This is a genomic window from Bradyrhizobium sp. 482_C4_N1_8, assembly GCF_052075965.1.
GTDB classification, from domain to species: domain Bacteria; phylum Pseudomonadota; class Alphaproteobacteria; order Rhizobiales; family Xanthobacteraceae; genus Bradyrhizobium; species Bradyrhizobium barranii.
The window spans coordinates 4,047,822-4,064,464 of the sequence record NZ_CP197231.1 but is presented as its reverse complement, the minus strand read 5'-3'; the positions used below and the strand labels follow the sequence as shown (position 1 = coordinate 4,064,464).

Sequence of the window (16,643 nt, the reverse complement as noted above, 5' to 3'; positions counted from 1 at the left end):
GATCAGGAATTTCCAGCCGCAACTTTCCTTGTTCTTCGCGAGTTTGCGCCGGCGCTTAGAGAAGTCCGCTTGGGGTCAGCACCGGTCGTCACGGCCCTACCCGACAGTCGTCTGCTCCTTTCCCATAGCGGACTCTTGGGACTTAGTTGGGCGTCGGGCATTCCTGCAGCCTAAAGCCGGGCACTAGTTATCCGGAACCTTGAGAAGGTTATTAAGTTCAATAAACGCCGCGCTGGAAGCGTTCGCTGCTGCGTAAATTAGCCCAGTATTCAAGGAACACCTCCGTGCATCGATCGATCGCAATCGCTTTCGCGCTGACCTTCTCTTGCGTCGCCGCCACCGCATCGGCCGAGCAGTGCGAGGACAAGCTCCAGCAAGATAAATCTCAGCAGAATTCAGCCGATGAGGCTCAAGTGAGGGGCGATCTCAAGGCCGGTTCACAATGCGCCACTCCAGGCGACAAGGAAGAGTCAGCAAAGAAGAACGAAGACAGAGCCGCAAAGCTCAAGAGCGAAGGGAAGGTGGAAGACCACACCACCGCCGGTCAGGCACATACCAAGGAATAGAAGCCAACCGCGCTGCCGCGTGCAACCGCAATTTGTACGTCCGCAATGGGTTAAACTGAGAAGATCTCACGGTGAGCAAAACGAGTCCGTTATTGCCTTGAATGCCGACGTGCAAGCGGACATGAATTTCCGTCGCTGAGGGCCAGAAGGAGACCTTGTCGTCTCTCTTACCATAGGCGAAGTCCGGCTATCTGGTAGTCGCCTCATTGTTCCGGAACGCCTGCCTTGCTCAGCCCATCGACGATGTCGTCGTACTCACGACGAAACTGCGGACTGCTCGAACGCGCATAGCCGATTTTTCGAAACCACTGGATCGTGAAGTCTGGTCGGCCACGAGAAAGTCCTCCGTCTCCACGAAATTAGCCGGATCAGGCCACTGCCGCTCGCGGCAGCCGGTATCATCTCTTCGGTGCCCCCCAAACAACGCGCCGATGTCCTCCGCGCGGAGATCCACGGAGACGGTTCCGGGCCGATCGGATCGATTGCTAATGGCTTCAGAAGGATCTCTTCGTCGACTACGGAGCGGGAGCGCTGATCTTCGCTCTCTTTCACACGGCGTGGACCTCTCGTCAGCTGCGTTGCTAGACAATGCAACCTCAGATACCCCATGTTTTGAATTGCAGATGCGCGAATTTTTGGGGGCCGCCGGTAGCTATGGACGAAGGTCGGAAGGATCTGACTCACCCCTCCCCCGTCCATGCGCCTCAGATGCTAAGCGGGATTTGTCGACGGCACATGCCCCCTCAATTCTGCGGCGCGCTGCCACGAGACATTGGCAGTCAGTTCAGAAACTTCACGGCGAGACGCCGCGCATCACGCCATACAACCGAGCAATCAATATCCAAACCAGCACTTGGAACGCGCAGGCCGAAGGCTGCAGGCACGAAGGGCGCGTTATCGATCTGGACTATTGCAGAGGAATCCGTGAGGTGGCGGACCTTGCACCGCACAGGACTACCGTCGACCAAGATCTGCGCAGCATAGACATTACGTCGCCGCCCGTTCGCCACGTCTCGCCGCCTCCCCGCGCCCTAGCGCGCGGGAGATATTGGTTGGCGATTCCAGTCTCAAATGAGGCTAGACCATGGTTTCATTGCTAGGCCGCGAGCTTTGTCTCCAGTGCCGTCAACGCCTCCAGCGCATTGTCCTGTGCCGCGACGCCCTTGCGCTCACCGGCCTTGCCCGAGCCCCAGCCTTTCGTATCGGCTATCTGGCGTGCGGTCAGGCCGTCCAAGCTCGCTTCCAGCATTGCGAAGTGCTCACCAAGCTGGGCGGCAACCCACCGCTGCCGCGAATAGCGAGGTGCCGCTGATTGTCCGCCTGCCGCTACTCATCGGTACTTCGGCGCCCGCCCCTTGACCTGCCGGAATAACTCCGCAGCGTCGTGCCAACGGTTGTCGGAGCTCTTCCATTTCAGGATGCGCCCGCCTTCAACCTTGAGGTGGCGCCGGGCCGCCGCGTCAAGCTCTTGCGGCGCAATCGGTCCATAGCTGTCACGGGCTAAAAATAGCGTCCTTTGCGGCGATCCGTACTACCTCGTCTGGCGACGGCCGGATCTCCACGATCCGGTCAACTTGGGCATTGCCAACCTCGTTATCACTCGCCGGCATCCAGGCCGAAGGCGAGTGCGGCGCGGCGTAATCTTGCAAGAGCCGCAAATCAGAGCGCCTGCTGGCGCGAGCAAGGCGGGACTCGAGTGGGGTGCGATGCATGGATTATCTCTCGTAACGTGACGTACTGGGCCTTTTCGGCTCTTGGTGTGGCCTTGACGGCTGCACACGGGGAAAAAAGTTCGAAAACCTGCGGGATTTAGCGCGCGATTGTGCGGCCGGAAGTTGAGGCCCACGGTGGGAGAGATCGAGATGGCCCCTACCCCCGCCTTGTCATAGCCCTGCGCTTCCGCAGCAACTTTTCCGCCATCCGAGGCGCATACTGTCCCGCAAAGAGGGCGACTGAGCGCGGTGGGTTGCGGGGGTAGCCGGTGCGGATTCTAGCCATGCACGGCGGCTGCAAGGTCGGTGAAGTCGGCGACCTGAATGGGGCCGTTGTCGTTTGCTGGTTTATACAGGTGTTGTGCACCCTTGAAGGGTTTCGTTTTTTACCGCTTCAGCGGTCTTGGCGTGGCCGGCTGCCGGCTGCACACTTCCCCGTGTTTGGGTTTTGGTTCTGCACGCGTGAAAGTCCGCCTTGGGGCGCCAGGTCCCTGAGTGGACGGCGGGAGGGATCGAGGGACCCTGCCCCTATGGCACGTCGTACCGTACAGCGTGCCCCCCAGAGAAATAGAGGGTACGTACGATTAGATTTTCTCCCAATGACGGGGGTGTGTAAAACACACACCCCGTCATAGTATTTGGTTTTATGTTTGTGCGTCCTGCACGGCGTACGCACACAAACTATTGTTTTATATAATGTTTTTATTAGTCCGTACCGTAGCGCCCGCGGGCAGGTACGGCCGACGTATGCTTCCGCCGGCCTGACGAAACGACGTTCGCAGCGCTCTGCCGTGCCGCGTTCTCAGCGTGCAGTACGCGCGCGGCTTCGGGGGCTGCTTGCTCGCCCTTTTTGGTAAGTGACCAAACACCAAGGTCATACTGTATCATCTGCGCCTTCTTGAGACGGTCCGTCACGGTCTGTGCCTTGCGCTTGGCTGCGTCGTCATCGCCCCACTTCAGGAATTCCGCCAAGTCGCGCAGGCTGCGTTTGCCATTGGCGCGAATAGCAATAAGCATCTCCTGGTCCTCTTTCATGGCAGCAGCCGCTCGCGCGGAAAGCTCGCCGTCACTTACAGTTCTCGCCATGACGGTGGGAATCTGCCTGCCACGACTATCCACAAGGGTCGGAACGCGGATCTCGGGAAGGTCGAACGTGATACGAGCAAATTCGGGGCCTCGGAATTTGCCCTGCCAATGAAGTTCGGATGTGCGCTCGCCCTTCTTTGCTAGAGCGAGATTGCCGTCCACCTCATTCAGGAACGCCCCGCCGCCACGCGGCAGAAGGTTGCCTTCGCTTGCATTCTTAATAGGGTGGCTCGCTGCGATGACGGCGGGTCTGCACTCCATACGCGTCAGGGAGCGAAGAAGTCGCGCGTAGGCCCCCATTTCCACGTTGCTATTCTCGTCGGTGCCGGGGAAGTAGGCTGCCGTGGTGTCGACGAATATCGTATCAACACCGCCAAGGGCGATGACGTCCTGCTCGATGCGTTCGGCGAACTCCGGGATCGAAAACACGCCCTCAATAAAGTGGACATCAACGTCGTCTGGATTCAGACCTGACTCGTGGCACAATCCAATCCAGCGCATCCGTACGTCATCCGGGTTTTCGCCCGCGAAATACAGAACCCGACCACGCTTAACACCTTGCCCGGATAACGGCTCACCTCGTGCGATACACGAAGTCATCAGTAGAGCTACGGCCGTCTTGCCGGCGCCGGTCTGCCCTGTAATCGAATAGAGGAATCCAGATTGAATAATGCCGTCTATCAAATAATCCGGCGGAACAAACCCGCGCACGAACTCCCCTGACGACATGATGCCGGGGAACGCGTCCCGGGTGTCCTCGTCATCGTCTACACCAACATTCCCGGCATCCCTTTTCTTCAGCAGCGCCTCAGGGCTAACCGCGTGCGTGCCGTCGTCTGGCTCGCCAACGCGCTCCCTCAACCAATCCACCGCTTCGTGCGATTGCAGCCTTCGACACACTCCAACCAGATCGATCGGAGAATATCCGCGGTTGTTATCCGCATAATCGCAGATGCCCTCCGGTTGGATATTTAGAGCGCGCCCACGTTTCTTTGCCGTCGAACTATTCGACGGACGGAAACTCGCAACCGCGTGGTAGCCGGCGTGATATCGCTTCAGCTCTTCAAGACCCAGCTGGGGCACCCAAGCGTCAAGATAGTCATAGGCACGCTGGTTGAGTGCCGACCACGGATGGTCAGACCATGCGTGCACCGGCTTCTCATTGTCATTGGCTGGGGCTTTACTGCCGTGCTTTATGAGCGTCCCGTGTTCCGAAAGGTACGCCTCGGCGCTGGCGAGCATCGCGTCAATGTCATCGGCGTGGATCTCAGGAAGCTCGACGAACGGCGTTTCGGCCGGCGAACCGTTGAACCACTCGTAATTGCGGCCGGTTTCGGGATGTGTGCCGTAGGCCACGAATTGTTGCCCGGCGCCCAGCACCTCGACCTGGCATTTTTGGCCGTCGATCAAATACGCGCCGGTTGCTACCTTTCCGCGCGGACTGTCGCTGCGGAATACATAACAGCGCTTTGGTGCTTTCCCGATGCGATACGGCGCGGCTGCGAGACCCGGAAGTTTCGCGACCATTGCAAGAATGGCATCTGATGTTGCTTGGTCTGGCGTATCGACGTCTATAGCGACGACAGAGCCAGTAAGAACGCCGGTGTTATGACCGTGCGGGTACAACCGCGCCAGGCCCTCCATCTGCTCCGCTGACCACTTTGAGTTTGACCAGCCCAGGCCACAGGCCTTCTTCCCACTGCAGGGAACGACTCGGTATCCCTGCGCGATTAGGCCGCGGCGCAGATGTACGATGGCCTCGGTGGGGTCAGTGGAAGTCTTAGCTGCGGTTTGCATCGGTCGGAAGCTCCAAGAGTTTCGCAAGGGCAAGATCAGAAATCGCGCGGTTGAACTGCTCGCCAAAAGCGGCAGTTCGCTCGCTGAAGGCATTGGGCGCAACGGTCCAGGACCTCTCACCTGGGCGCTGCCGCAGAGCGAGGTTGTAGAGTTTGAGGTGGTCGTTCAGTTCGAGATCAAAACGCGCGAGCGTCGTCGAGCCCGGAGGTGCCGGGCGGATGCTGATTATTCGCAATGTGGAATCCCCTAAATCGGGGTTGCGCCTTTGGCGCGGTGCACCTGGCTAAAGCGCCAGTCGTGCTAGGCGGCTTTGGTGCCGCTCTCTTTGCTGTTGTCGTTAGCTACGGTGCAGGACCGCGCCCATTCGTCGAGCGCCTCGGTTGAATAAACGACTGCCTTGCCGAAACGCATGAACTCAGGACCGTTGGTCCCGTAGCAGCGAGCTTTATCCAGAAAAGATTTTGAGACGCCGAGATATTCGGCTGCTTCCCGAACCCTGATATTCGCCATGGTTGCCCTCCCGTGGTTGGCATTGCATTCACAGGAGTAGTGCGCGTCCAACGACGGGATACTAAAAAAGGCGACGGAAAATATTTTTGGGATGGGGGCGTGGTTCTTGGGCCGTTGGCTACATATTGGCTAAAAATCTTATAGCCAGCTCTTGAGACTTCCCGCTAAGTCTTTGATTTTATTGGTCGGAGCGAGAGGATTTGAACCTCCGACCCCTAGTCTCCCAGACTAGTGCGCTAACCGGGCTGCGCCACGCTCCGAACGTCGTTCCATTAGCTAGGATCGCCGCTTTGCGCAAGGCGAGGTCACAGCATTTTGGCGTCCGTGCCCACAGCGCCGGAACTGCCGGCAAAGCTCGCGAAAAGCGCCCCTAGCCGTCCTTCAGCGCCTGATCCAGCATCTCCCGGCACGCGACAAGGTCGGCGAGCACCCGCCCAAGCCGCTCCCGGTCGATGGCGCTGGGCCCGGCTGGTGCGGCGGGGGTGCCGCCCTTGCGGAAGGTGGTGAGGATGTCCTCGTCGTCGACCTCGGTGAAGCGGAAGTCGATGCCTTCCTCCTCGTCGCCCTGGTAGTCGTCTTCGTCGGCATCCGTGACGCCCTTGATGGGCGCCTCGTCGTCGTCGTCGGGCTCCATCAGGCTGGCGCCGATGGCATCCTCAATGGCCCCGAACGAGACCGCGGCCGCGCCGTCGGCGAGGCCCTGCACCGACTTGACGCCGTGCTCCTTGAGGATCCGCTGCACCCCGCGGATGGTGTAGCCCTCCCCGTAGAGCAGGCGGCGGATGCCCTTGAGCAGGTCGACGTCGTCGGGGCGGTAATAGCGGCGGCCGCCGCTGCGCTTCATCGGCTTGATCTGGGAGAATCGGGTCTCCCAGAACCGCAGCACGTGCTGCGGAATGTCGAGTTCCTGCGCTACTTCGCTGATGGTTCGGAACGCATCCGGCGCCTTGTCCAAATGCCAAATCCTTCGCGCAGGCGGTTACGCCTCGGGTTGAGCCTTGCTGGCGTCGCCATTGCCGCGATGCTGGGTGTTGATCCGCTGCTTCAGGATGGCCGACGGCTTGAACACCATGACGCGGCGCGGCGAGATCGGCACCTCGGTGCCGGTCTTCGGGTTACGGCCGATACGCTGACCCTTCTTGCGGACCATGAAGGAGCCGAAAGAGGACAATTTCACCGTCTCGCCCTTCTCCAGGCAGTCGGTGATCTCCTTCAGGACGAGTTCCACGAAGGCGGACGATTCCGTGCGCGACAGGCCCACCTTCTGGTAGACGGCCTCGCAGAGATCAACACGCGTTACGGTTTTGCTTTGGTCGGTCATCGCCCTGCCCCACATCACGGCGAACAATTGTTGTCTGAAATTATGAGGTTACGATACGCCGGTCAACAGCGCTCATCAATGCAGGCGCATCGATAATGGCTAATTCCGGCAAAATTTTATCGAATGTGGCGCTACCAGCGCACCAGCGCGGAGCCCCAGGTGAACCCGCCGCCCATCGCCTCCAGCAAAACCAGGTCGCCGCGCTTGATGCGGCCGTCCTTGCGCGCCACCGACAGCGCCAGCGGGATCGAGGCCGCCGAGGTGTTGCCGTGGCGGTCCACCGTCAGCACCACCTTCTCCGGCGCGATGTGGAGCTTGTGGGCGGAGGCGTCGATGATTCGCTTGTTGGCCTGGTGCGGCACAAACCAGTCGATGCTGTCGGCATTGAGCCCGGTGGTCTGGAAGGCGTCGACGATCACGTCGGTGATCATGCCGACCGCGTGCTTGAAGACCTCGCGGCCCTCCATGCGCAGATGGCCGACGGTCTGGGTCGAGGACGGACCGCCGTCGACGAACAGCTTTGCCTTGTGGCGGCCGTCGGAGCGCAGGTGAGTGGTCACGACGCCCCGGTCGGTCGCGGCGTTGCCCGGCTGCTCCTGTGCCTCCAGCACCACCGCGCCGGCACCGTCACCGAACAGCACGCAGGTGCCGCGATCGTTCCAGTCGAGGATGCGCGAGAAGGTCTCGGCGCCGATCACCAGCGCGCGCTTGAAGGCGCCGGTGCGCAGGAAATTGTCGGCGGTGGCGAGCGCGAACACGAAGCCCGAGCACACCGCCTGGAGATCGAACGCCGCGCCATGGTTGATGCCGAGCGCGTGCTGCACCGCGACCGCGGTTGCGGGGAAGGTGTTGTCAGGCGTCGAGGTCGCCAGCACGATCAGCTCGATCGACTGCGCGTCCACGCCGGCGTCGCTGAGCGCAGCCTGCGCCGCCTTGATCGCCAGATGCGAGGTGAACTCGCCCTCGGCCGCGATATGCCGCTCGCGAATGCCGGTGCGCTGCACGATCCATTCGTCGGACGTATCGATGCGCGCCGCCAGCTGGGCGTTGGTCACCACCTGCTCCGGCAAATAAGAGCCGCAGCCCAGCACGACCGAACGAATTTGAGTCACGAAACAGCCTCCTGCGCGGTCTGCACGGAACTAAGTGCACCACCCTCGCGGTTGAGCATCTGATTGATCTTGTTCAGGAGATCGTAGTGAGCCATCTCATAGCCAACATCGATCGCATAGGCAAAGCCTTCGGAGCTGATTCCACCATGGCTCTTGACCACGATGCCGTTCAATCCAAGGAACACGCCGCCGTTGGACTTGTTCGGGTCCATCTTGTCCCGCAGGGCCTTGAAGGCGCTGCGCGCCAAGAGGTAGCCGAGCTTGGACAGCCAGCTCCGCTGCATCTCGTTGCGGAGTAATTCCGCCATCTGCCGTGCGGTTCCCTCGGCGGCCTTGAGCGCGATATTGCCGCTGAAGCCTTCGGTGACGATGACGTCGGCCAGCCCCTTGCCGATGCCGTCGCCCTCGACGAAGCCGAGATAATCGAGCTCCGGCAGGTTCACCGCACGCAGCCTGTCCCCGGCCTCGCGGATCTCCTCGTGCCCCTTGATCTCCTCGGTCCCGATATTGAGCAGGCCGACCGTGGGCCGGGGCTTGTCGAACAGGACGCTCGCCATCGCGGCGCCCATGACGGCGAGCGACACCAGATGGTGTGCGTCGCCACCGATGGCGGCACCGAGGTCGAGCACGACCGATTCGCCGCGCTTGGTCGGCCATACCCCGGCAATCGCCGGGCGGTCGATGCCCGGCAGCGTGCGCAGGTGGAAGCGCGACATCGCCATCAGCGCGCCGGTATTCCCGGCGGAGATCACGACATCCGCCTCGCCCTTCTTCACCGCGTCGATGGCGAGCCACATCGAGGAGGTCTTGCGGCCGCGCCGCAGCGCCTGGCTCGGCTTATCGTGCATGGCGACGGCGACGTCGGTATGGATGATCTTCGAAGCGGCCTTGAGGGCGGGATGCTTCTCGAGCTCGGGCTCGATCTTGGCGCGGTCCCCGACCAGCAGGAATTCGATCTCGCGATGCCTGTGAAGCGAGATGGCGGCGCCTGGAATGACCACGGCGGCGCCGACGTCGCCCCCCATGGCGTCAAGCGCGATGCGAACCTTGCTTGGCATAAAAGTCCTGGAAACCTGGTCTGGTGCGGTCTTGAACGAGCTGTGCCGCAAAATGGGTCCGCCATGGACATGGCGACCGGTCAGGCGCCACGCGGCGCCCGGACCGGGGCGCGACAATAGCGTTTTGTTATCCCGAAACAACCTCTTGCCCCCAGCCTTTTGCATTCGGGGCGACCCGCGGGCGGCGGCGAAAATTCACAATAAGCGCATTGAAATCAAACAGATATAAGCTCCTTTCAAAGCATCCGGACAAGCGGCTCACGCACCCCGCAAAGCGATCCTCACCGGGAATGCCCAGCTATTTGCCCTTCTTCTTGTCCTGGAGCGCCTTCAGCGCCGCGAACGGATGGTCCTCGGGGTCCAGCGCGGTGACCTCGGCCTCGAACTTGACGCCCGGCTTGCGCGGATAGGGATCGACCGCCAGGAACAGCGCATCGGTGGCAATCCGGCCGAGATCGATGATGCCGTTCACGATTGCCTCCGGCGGATCGATCACCTCCGGCGGCTCCGCGTCGTCCTGCCCCTCCTCGATCAGGTCGGCCATCTTCCGAACCTCGGCTTCGGGGGCGAACACCAGATCGACGTCCTCCTCGATCTCGCTCTCGATCGGATCGAGGGTGACGACGCAGATCTGGCCGATCCGGGCACGGACGTGCCCCGTAACCTGGATCCGGCCGCCGCTCTTGGGCACGACGTCGAAAGCAGCCTGGGCGGAGAGCACCTCCCGCAAGCCGCCGACCTCGGCGATGGCCTCCAGCTCGGCGGCTGAAGCCTCGAGCTTGCGGTGCAGGCCGGTGTCGGGGATCTGCGCGACGATGACGGGGGACCGCCAGGGATCGGGTCTGGATTCGGCGTTCGGTCGGCTCATCGCGTGATGTCCTCAGTGAGCGCTGGGGGATACTTGAAAGGCGCGCGCAGCAGCGTGGCCTCGTCGGTCCGGCCGAGATCGGCCTCGGTGGCCCGGGCGTAGGCCGCGAGCCGCCGCGCCTGGTCCATGCCGGTCCCATTCAGGATATTCTTGCAGATGGCGGCTGCCAGCGCCTCGCCGCCACCTTCGATGGCTTGGTCATAGGCCTGGACGCGGCCATAAAACGCCTCGCCGAAGGCCCGCATCCGCTTCGGCACGGTCTGGTCGCCTATCCCCATCTCGCGCAGATTGTCGTCCATGTCCTCACAGAAGCGGTCGAACAGCGCCTGCGACAGCTCCGTGGCGCCCTGGCCCTGGTTGGCGCCTTGGTTGACGCTCTGGACCGTGCGCAGGCGTCGCAGCAGCAGCCAGAGATGCAGCAGCAACAGGTCGAAACGCCCGTTAACCGTATCGGGCACGCCCAAGTCGCGGTAAAATATGGGTTCTCGCGCCTGCGTCACGATCATGCCATAGATGGCTTCAATGGTGCCGCGCGGGGCTTGCCGGGGTTTCCTGAAGTGATTGAACGGCCAAACCATTGTGGGTTCCGCAAGCGGGCGTGCGCGTGTTGCAATTGCAGTCTCCGCCCGGTACTTCAGCGCCTCGCGCGACGCAAGGGGACGGAATCAGTTCCACGATGACGATAACGAACCAGACCAGCCTGCGCGCCAACAAGCCGCGCGGCCTTCATGCACGCTGGCGCGGTTTGCGCATGCTCGCGGCCGTCGCCCTGGTCGGCGCCGCCCTTGCCGGCTGCACCGGCGAGCAGTTCCAGAAGGGTTACATCCTGCCGCCCGGCGCGCTGGAGCAGATTCCGATCGGCGCGAGCCAGGACCAAGTGCTGATCGTGATGGGCACGCCCTCCACGGTCGCAACCCTCGACGGCGAGGTGTTTTACTACATCTCGCAGCGCTCGGAGCGGATGGTCGCCTTCATGAACCAGAAGGTGGTCGACCAGCGCGTCATCGCGGTCTATTTCGACAAGAATCGGCGCGTGCGCCGGCTGGCGAATTACGGCCTTCAGGACGGCAAAATCTTCGACTTCATCAGCCGGACCACGGCGACGTCGGGTCAGGAGATGAACTACCTCACGCCGCTGTTCAAGCTGCTCAGCTTTAACTGAGTCTTCAGCCTGCGGCGTCGTGCCGCCCTCCGCGCGGCGCTTGCCGTCGCGTGCGGCTTGCCGTTGCGCGCCCGGTTCCATACGCTCCCTGCAAAACAAGAAGCAGGGAGTGGATTCGTGCCCAAGACTTTGTTGTCCCGCCGTCGCGTGCTCGCCGGTGCTGCCGGCCTCTCCGCCGCAGCAATCCTGCCGCGGTCGAGCCTGGCGGACTGGAAACCCACGGAAAACGTCCGCATCATCGTGCCGGCTGCGGCCGGTGGCTCGACCGATGTCATGGGCCGGCTCCTGGCCGCACATCTGCAGACCGCCTGGGGCCAGTCGGCGGTCGTGGAGAACCGCTCCGGCGGCGGCGGTACGATCGGCACGGCCGAGGCCGTCCGCGCCAAGCCTGACGGCCACACCATCCTGATCGGCAACCCCGGGCCGAACGCGATCGCCTACAGCATCTTCAAGAACCTCACCTACAAGCCGGACCAGCTCCAGCCGGTCTCCAACATGATCCGGATCCCGAACATCGTCTCGGCGCATCCGAAGACCGGCATCAAGTCGGTCGCCGAGCTGATCGCATATCTGAAGACCAACCCGGACAAGCTCAGCTACGCCTCGTCCGGCGTCGGCCAGAGCCCTCACCTCACCGGCGCCTGGTTTCTCCAGCTCACCGGACTGAAGATGACGCATATCCCGTTCCGCGGCGCGGGCCCCGCGCTCCAGGCCGCGCTGGCCGGCGACATCCAGATCCTGTTCGACAATCTCTATCCGAGCCTGCCGCAGGTGCAGAACGGCACCCTCACCGGCCTCTGCGTCACCACGACCGACCGTAGCGACCTCGCGCCGAACCTGCCGACCATGCGCGAGAGCGCGCCGGAGCTGGCCAATTTCGACGTGTCGTCGTGGTTCTCGGTGTTCCTGCCGAAGGGCGTGCAGCCCGCCGTGCTGGAAGCGCTCAATCTTCAGGTCAAGGCGATGCTGGAGCGCGACGACATCAAGAAGAACATCTCCGCCATGGGCGCCCGCGCCGATTACGGCTCGCCGCAGCAGTTCGCCGACTTCGTGGACGCCGAGACGAAGAAGTTCGCCGGCATCATCCAGAAGGAAGGGCTGCAGATGGACGTGCAGTAGGCACCACATCCGTCATTGCGAGCGCAGCGAAGCAATCCAGACTTTCGCCGCGGGAAGATTCTGGATTGCTTCGCTACGCTCGCAATGACGTGGTGAGAGGCTCCGGCCCACCAAAACAAAAACCCCGCGGCTCGCGCCGCGGGGTTTTGTCTTGTGTCGCTTGCGCCGCTCAGTGCGCGAGGATCGCCAGCAGCAGCAAGGCCACGATGTTGGTGATCTTGATCATCGGGTTCACCGCCGGTCCCGCCGTATCCTTGTAGGGATCGCCGACGGTGTCGCCGGTCACGGCCGACTTGTGGGCATCACTGCCCTTGCCGCCGAAGTGACCGTCCTCGATGTACTTCTTGGCGTTGTCCCAGGCGCCGCCGCCCGAGGTCATGGAGATCGCGACGAACAGGCCCGTCACGATCACGCCGAGCAACATCGCGCCCACCGCGGAGAACGCAGCCGACTTGCCGGCCGGGCCGCCACCCGCGATCGCATAGATCACGAAGTAGACGAAGATCGGCGACAGCACCGGCAGCAGCGAGGGGATGATCATCTCCTTGATCGCCGCCTTGGTCAGCAGGTCGACCGCCTTGCCGTAATCCGGCTTGTCGGTGCCCTGCATGATGCCCGGCTTTTCGCGGAACTGCCGGCGCACCTCCTCGACGATCGCGCTTGCCGCGCGACCGACCGCAGTCATGCCCATCGCGCCGAACAGATACGGCAAGAGGCCTCCGAACAGCAGGCCGACAACCACGTAGGGGTTGTTGAGCGAGAAGTCCGGATTGACGCCGGCGAAGTACGGATGGTGCGCGGAGTCCGCAACGAAGAACTTGAGGTCCTGGTTGTAGGCCGCGAACAGCACGAGGGCACCGAGACCGGCGGAACCGATCGCGTAGCCCTTCGTCACCGCCTTGGTGGTGTTGCCGACCGCATCGAGCGCGTCGGTCGACTTGCGCACCTCCTTCGGCAGGCCCGCCATCTCGGCGATGCCGCCGGCGTTGTCGGTGACCGGGCCGAAGGCGTCGAGGGCGACGACCATGCCGGCCAGCGCCAGCATGGTGGCCGTCGCGATCGCGATGCCGAACAGGCCCGCCAGGCTGTAGGTGACCAGGATGCCGGCGATGATGACGATCGCGGGCAGCGCGGTCGCTTCCATCGAGACGGCGAGACCCTGGATCACGTTGGTGCCGTGACCGGTCACCGACGCCTGGGCGATCGACTTCACCGGACGATAGTCGGTGCCGGTGTAGTATTCGGTGATCCAGATGATCAGCGCGGTGACGACGAGGCCGACGATGCCGCATTGGAACAGCGACATGCCGGTGTAGTCGACGCCGTCGAGCTTGCCGAAGCCGATCAGATAGTAGATCACGCCGGCGATGCCGATCAGCGACAGGATGCCGGTTGCGATCAGGCCCTTGTAGAGCGCGCCCATGATCGACTGGCTCGGCCCGAGCTTCACGAAGAAGGTGCCGATGATCGAGGTGATGATGCAGATGCCGCCGATGGCGAGCGGCAGCGTCATCATGTTCATGAGGATCGGCGTCTTGGCGAAGAAGATCGCCGCGAGCACCATGGTGGCGACCGCAGTCACCGCATAGGTCTCGAACAGGTCGGCAGCCATGCCGGCGCAGTCGCCCACGTTGTCACCGACATTGTCGGCAATGGTGGCCGGGTTGCGCGGATCGTCCTCGGGGATGCCGGCCTCGACCTTGCCGACGAGGTCGCCGCCGACGTCCGCACCCTTGGTGAAGATGCCGCCGCCGAGACGGGCGAAGATCGAGATCAGCGAGGCACCGAAGCCGAGCGCCACCAGGGCGTCGACCACGAGACGGCTATCAGGCGCCAGTTTCAGCGAGTGCACCAGGAAGCCGAAATAGAGGGTCACGCCGAGCAGCGCGAGACCCGCCACCAGCATGCCCGTGATGGCGCCTGCCTTGAAGGCGAGCTCGAGGCCGCCGGCAAGCGACGTGGTCGCTGCCTGGGCGGTGCGCACATTGGCGCGAACCGAGACGTTCATGCCGATGAAGCCGGCCGCCCCCGACAGGACGGCGCCGATCAAGAAGCCGATGCCGACGTAGAGACCAAGGAAATAGACAAGCAGGACGAAGATGACGACGCCGACAATACCGATCGTCGTATACTGGCGCCGCAGATACGCCTGTGCGCCTTCAGCGACTGCGCCTGCAATTTCCTGCATGCGCGGTGACCCCGCATCCGCACTCAACACCGAAGACGTCGCCCAGATCGCGTAGACGATGGAAAGCACTCCGCAGAGCACTATCAACCATAATGCTGTCATGTGATTTTTGCCTCAGATCCTTGATGTACGTACCCCCGGCGCCTTTTGTTTTTCCGTCATGCGGTGGGCGCCCTTATTTGAACAGGGCCGCCCCTTGCACGAAGGTGTGGCCCTGGTCGGTCACAAGCTTGCCAAAATCAAATTGAGGGTGCAACGCCGGATGAGGCCGAAAAAGCCGATCTCGGCAAGTATTTAGACCTAATCCCGAGCGCTTGGCCGCCGGCCTGGCGCAGCACCGGGAGGCGACCTCAGAACCGGGCGAGGCTTGGCCTGGGCCACGCCTAGGCCATCGCCCTCACGGGATGGCGAGAGGCTGACGCCATTTCCAGGGTCTGCCCGTCGGCTGTTGTACGCCGGTTGAAGATCTTGACCTCGTAGACGCCGCCATTCGGGCCGACCTCGTGCGTCACCGAAACGACCTGCTCGCGTGTGAGGCTGCCGAGCTGCACATCCTGGTCGGGCAGGATGAGCGTCGCCAGCTCATTGACGAACACCACCACGAGATGGCCTTTCGGCATGTTGCTCTTCGACAACAAGCGCAACTGGCCGTGATAAGGCTGCCGCGTCCAGGCCGATGGCACGCCGGGATCGACCACGACCTGGATGTTGTTGGTCTCGGGGTGCAAAGTGAGCACCATCTTCGACTGATCGGGCTTCCATTGCATGGACATCGTCGGCTCGGTTTTCCAGAGACAATTGAACGCCGCGCACTCGCTCGGCAGTTTGTCGTGGATCGTGCAGCCTCGGCCGGGCTTGCAATGCGAGCACCACTTGCCGGCGGCCTTGCCGAGCTCGACCACGTTGTAAACCTTGCAGCAGAGCGTGCAGCTTCCGCACTCCCTCCCGGGAACAATCTGCGCCTCGCTCAAACCCGCAACGGCCGCCGTCATAGAATCAAATCCATTGGCTGCATTCGCACCAACGGTTCGGATACATCTACTTGCTTTCGTCGGGGTTGCGGCAAGCGGCGACCGGCAAATCCGGATAGATCGGGCTTGAGGCGAGTCGAATTCAGAAGTGGCTGTAGGACAGGCGCTTCAAGGCCAGTTCCTGGCCCTGACCGTCCAAAAAGCGCGGCCGTTCGCGGCCCGCGACGATCGTGCCGATCGCCGTGACGGCCACGCCCGCCGCCTGCCCCGCGGCAATCAGCGCCTCACTTTGCGCCGGCGGCACCGTGCACAGCACCTCGTAGTCGTCGCCCCCGGCGAGCAGCGTCTCAACGCAAATAGCGTTGCGCGCGATCAGGCCGGCCGCAGCAGCCGAGAGCGGCACGTTCGCGACGTCAACCGTGGCCGAGACGCCCGACGCTGCACAGAGTTTCGCCAGATCGCCGGCGAGCCCGTCGGAGACATCCATCGCGGCCGTCGCGTGGTCGCGCACGGCCTGCGCCAGCACATTGCGCGGCTGCGGGATGCGATAGCGCGAGACCAGCATTTCCCTCGCTTGCGGTTCGGACGCGAGCGCCCCGGCTGCGGCGCCGCCTGTGAGCAGGTCGAGGCCGAGCGCGGCATCGCCGATCGTTCCCGTCACCAGGATGCGGTCGCCCGGCCGCGCGCCGGTACGGCCGACCATCCGCCCCTTCGGCACGCGGCCGAAGGCGGTGATCGAGATCATCTGCGGCCCCGGCGTCGACACCGTGTCGCCGCCGAGCAGCGGGCACACGAAGGTCCTGCTGTCCTCGCCGAGCGCGTCCGCGAACGGCCTGAGCCAGGCATCCTCCCGGCTGCGCAGCGCCAGCGTCAGCACGAAGCCGGCGGGCGCCGCGCCCTTGGCGGCGAGATCGGACAGGTTCACCCGCAGCGCCTTGCGCGCGATGGTGTCGGGCGGATCGGTTGCAAGATAATGCACGCCCTCGACGACGGCATCGGTGGTGACCACGATGTCGTCGCCGGACGGGGACAACACCGCGGCATCATCGACCAGCCCGAACGCACCGGGGTCAGTCGCCAGCGGCTTGAAATAGCGCGCGATGAGGGAGTCTTCGGCGGAGGGGTTTTGAGAGTCTGCCATCGGCCTTAGCCACACCCAATGCTGTCATCGCC

Annotated in this window: 15 protein-coding genes and 1 tRNA gene; 3 read left to right on the top strand and 13 right to left on the bottom strand. The window is 62.9% G+C overall.

Annotated elements, in window-relative coordinates; translation table 11 throughout:
* Positions 1-284: 284 nt before the first annotated feature.
* On the top strand, positions 285-566 hold the full coding sequence (locus AB7Z56_RS19310; RefSeq protein ID WP_283016741.1) for a hypothetical protein: 282 nt from the start codon (positions 285-287) through the stop codon (positions 564-566).
* A gap of 1,096 nt (positions 567-1,662) precedes the next feature.
* Here the strand turns inward: AB7Z56_RS19310 and AB7Z56_RS19305 are convergent.
* The 10 genes from AB7Z56_RS19305 to AB7Z56_RS19260 form a co-directional block, all read right to left on the bottom strand.
* On the bottom strand, positions 1,663-1,815 hold the full coding sequence (locus AB7Z56_RS19305; RefSeq protein WP_354132549.1) for a hypothetical protein: 153 nt from the start codon (positions 1,813-1,815) through the stop codon (positions 1,663-1,665).
* Between the two features lie 1,168 nt (positions 1,816-2,983).
* Positions 2,984-5,161: an AAA family ATPase gene (locus tag AB7Z56_RS19300; RefSeq protein WP_283016743.1), complete on the bottom strand. Its 2,178-nt coding sequence runs from the start codon at positions 5,159-5,161 to the stop codon at positions 2,984-2,986.
* Between the two features lie 300 nt (positions 5,162-5,461).
* Positions 5,462-5,671, bottom strand: a complete 210-nt coding sequence (locus AB7Z56_RS19295) for a helix-turn-helix transcriptional regulator (RefSeq protein WP_283016744.1) — start codon at positions 5,669-5,671, stop codon at positions 5,462-5,464.
* Between the two features lie 182 nt (positions 5,672-5,853).
* A tRNA-Pro gene (locus tag AB7Z56_RS19290) sits at positions 5,854-5,931 on the bottom strand.
* A gap of 110 nt (positions 5,932-6,041) precedes the next feature.
* On the bottom strand, positions 6,042-6,626 hold the full coding sequence (locus tag AB7Z56_RS19285) for a MerR family transcriptional regulator (protein WP_071913245.1): 585 nt from the start codon (positions 6,624-6,626) through the stop codon (positions 6,042-6,044).
* Between the two features lie 24 nt (positions 6,627-6,650).
* Positions 6,651-6,992, bottom strand: a complete 342-nt coding sequence (locus tag AB7Z56_RS19280) for an integration host factor subunit alpha (protein WP_028152484.1) — start codon at positions 6,990-6,992, stop codon at positions 6,651-6,653.
* Between the two features lie 131 nt (positions 6,993-7,123).
* Entirely contained in the window at positions 7,124-8,104 is a 981-nt protein-coding gene (locus AB7Z56_RS19275) for a beta-ketoacyl-ACP synthase III (RefSeq protein WP_071913243.1), read from the bottom strand.
* Positions 8,101-9,162: a phosphate acyltransferase PlsX gene (gene plsX / locus AB7Z56_RS19270; RefSeq protein ID WP_063982863.1), complete on the bottom strand. Its 1,062-nt coding sequence runs from the start codon at positions 9,160-9,162 to the stop codon at positions 8,101-8,103. The genes AB7Z56_RS19275 and plsX overlap by 4 nt, the downstream gene beginning before the upstream one ends.
* Before the next feature lie 298 nt (positions 9,163-9,460).
* Positions 9,461-10,030: a YceD family protein gene (locus AB7Z56_RS19265; RefSeq protein ID WP_283016745.1), complete on the bottom strand. Its 570-nt coding sequence runs from the start codon at positions 10,028-10,030 to the stop codon at positions 9,461-9,463.
* Positions 10,027-10,608: a ubiquinol-cytochrome C chaperone family protein gene (locus AB7Z56_RS19260; protein ID WP_283016746.1), complete on the bottom strand. Its 582-nt coding sequence runs from the start codon at positions 10,606-10,608 to the stop codon at positions 10,027-10,029. Before AB7Z56_RS19260 ends, AB7Z56_RS19265 begins: the two co-directional genes overlap by 4 nt.
* A 98-nt stretch (positions 10,609-10,706) precedes the next feature.
* Here AB7Z56_RS19260 and AB7Z56_RS19255 point away from each other — a divergent pair, with 98 nt between their 5' ends.
* Entirely contained in the window at positions 10,707-11,192 is a 486-nt protein-coding gene (locus AB7Z56_RS19255) for an outer membrane protein assembly factor BamE (RefSeq protein ID WP_028152489.1), read from the top strand.
* 117 nt (positions 11,193-11,309) lie between these two features.
* Positions 11,310-12,311, top strand: coding sequence for a Bug family tripartite tricarboxylate transporter substrate binding protein (locus AB7Z56_RS19250; protein ID WP_166097063.1), 1,002 nt, complete (start codon positions 11,310-11,312; stop codon positions 12,309-12,311).
* 169 nt (positions 12,312-12,480) lie between these two features.
* Here the strand turns inward: AB7Z56_RS19250 and AB7Z56_RS19245 are convergent, their stop codons facing one another.
* The 3 genes from AB7Z56_RS19245 to thiL form a co-directional block, all read right to left on the bottom strand.
* Positions 12,481-14,601 (bottom strand): sodium-translocating pyrophosphatase, encoded by a 2,121-nt coding sequence (locus AB7Z56_RS19245; protein WP_071913231.1) that lies wholly within the window; start codon positions 14,599-14,601, stop codon positions 12,481-12,483.
* Positions 14,602-14,882: 281 nt separating this feature from the next.
* Positions 14,883-15,491, bottom strand: a complete 609-nt coding sequence (locus tag AB7Z56_RS19240; protein ID WP_283016747.1) for a hypothetical protein — start codon at positions 15,489-15,491, stop codon at positions 14,883-14,885.
* Positions 15,492-15,612: 121 nt separating this feature from the next.
* Positions 15,613-16,611: a thiamine-phosphate kinase gene (gene thiL, locus AB7Z56_RS19235; RefSeq protein ID WP_283016748.1), complete on the bottom strand. Its 999-nt coding sequence runs from the start codon at positions 16,609-16,611 to the stop codon at positions 15,613-15,615.
* Positions 16,612-16,643: the final 32 nt, after the last annotated feature.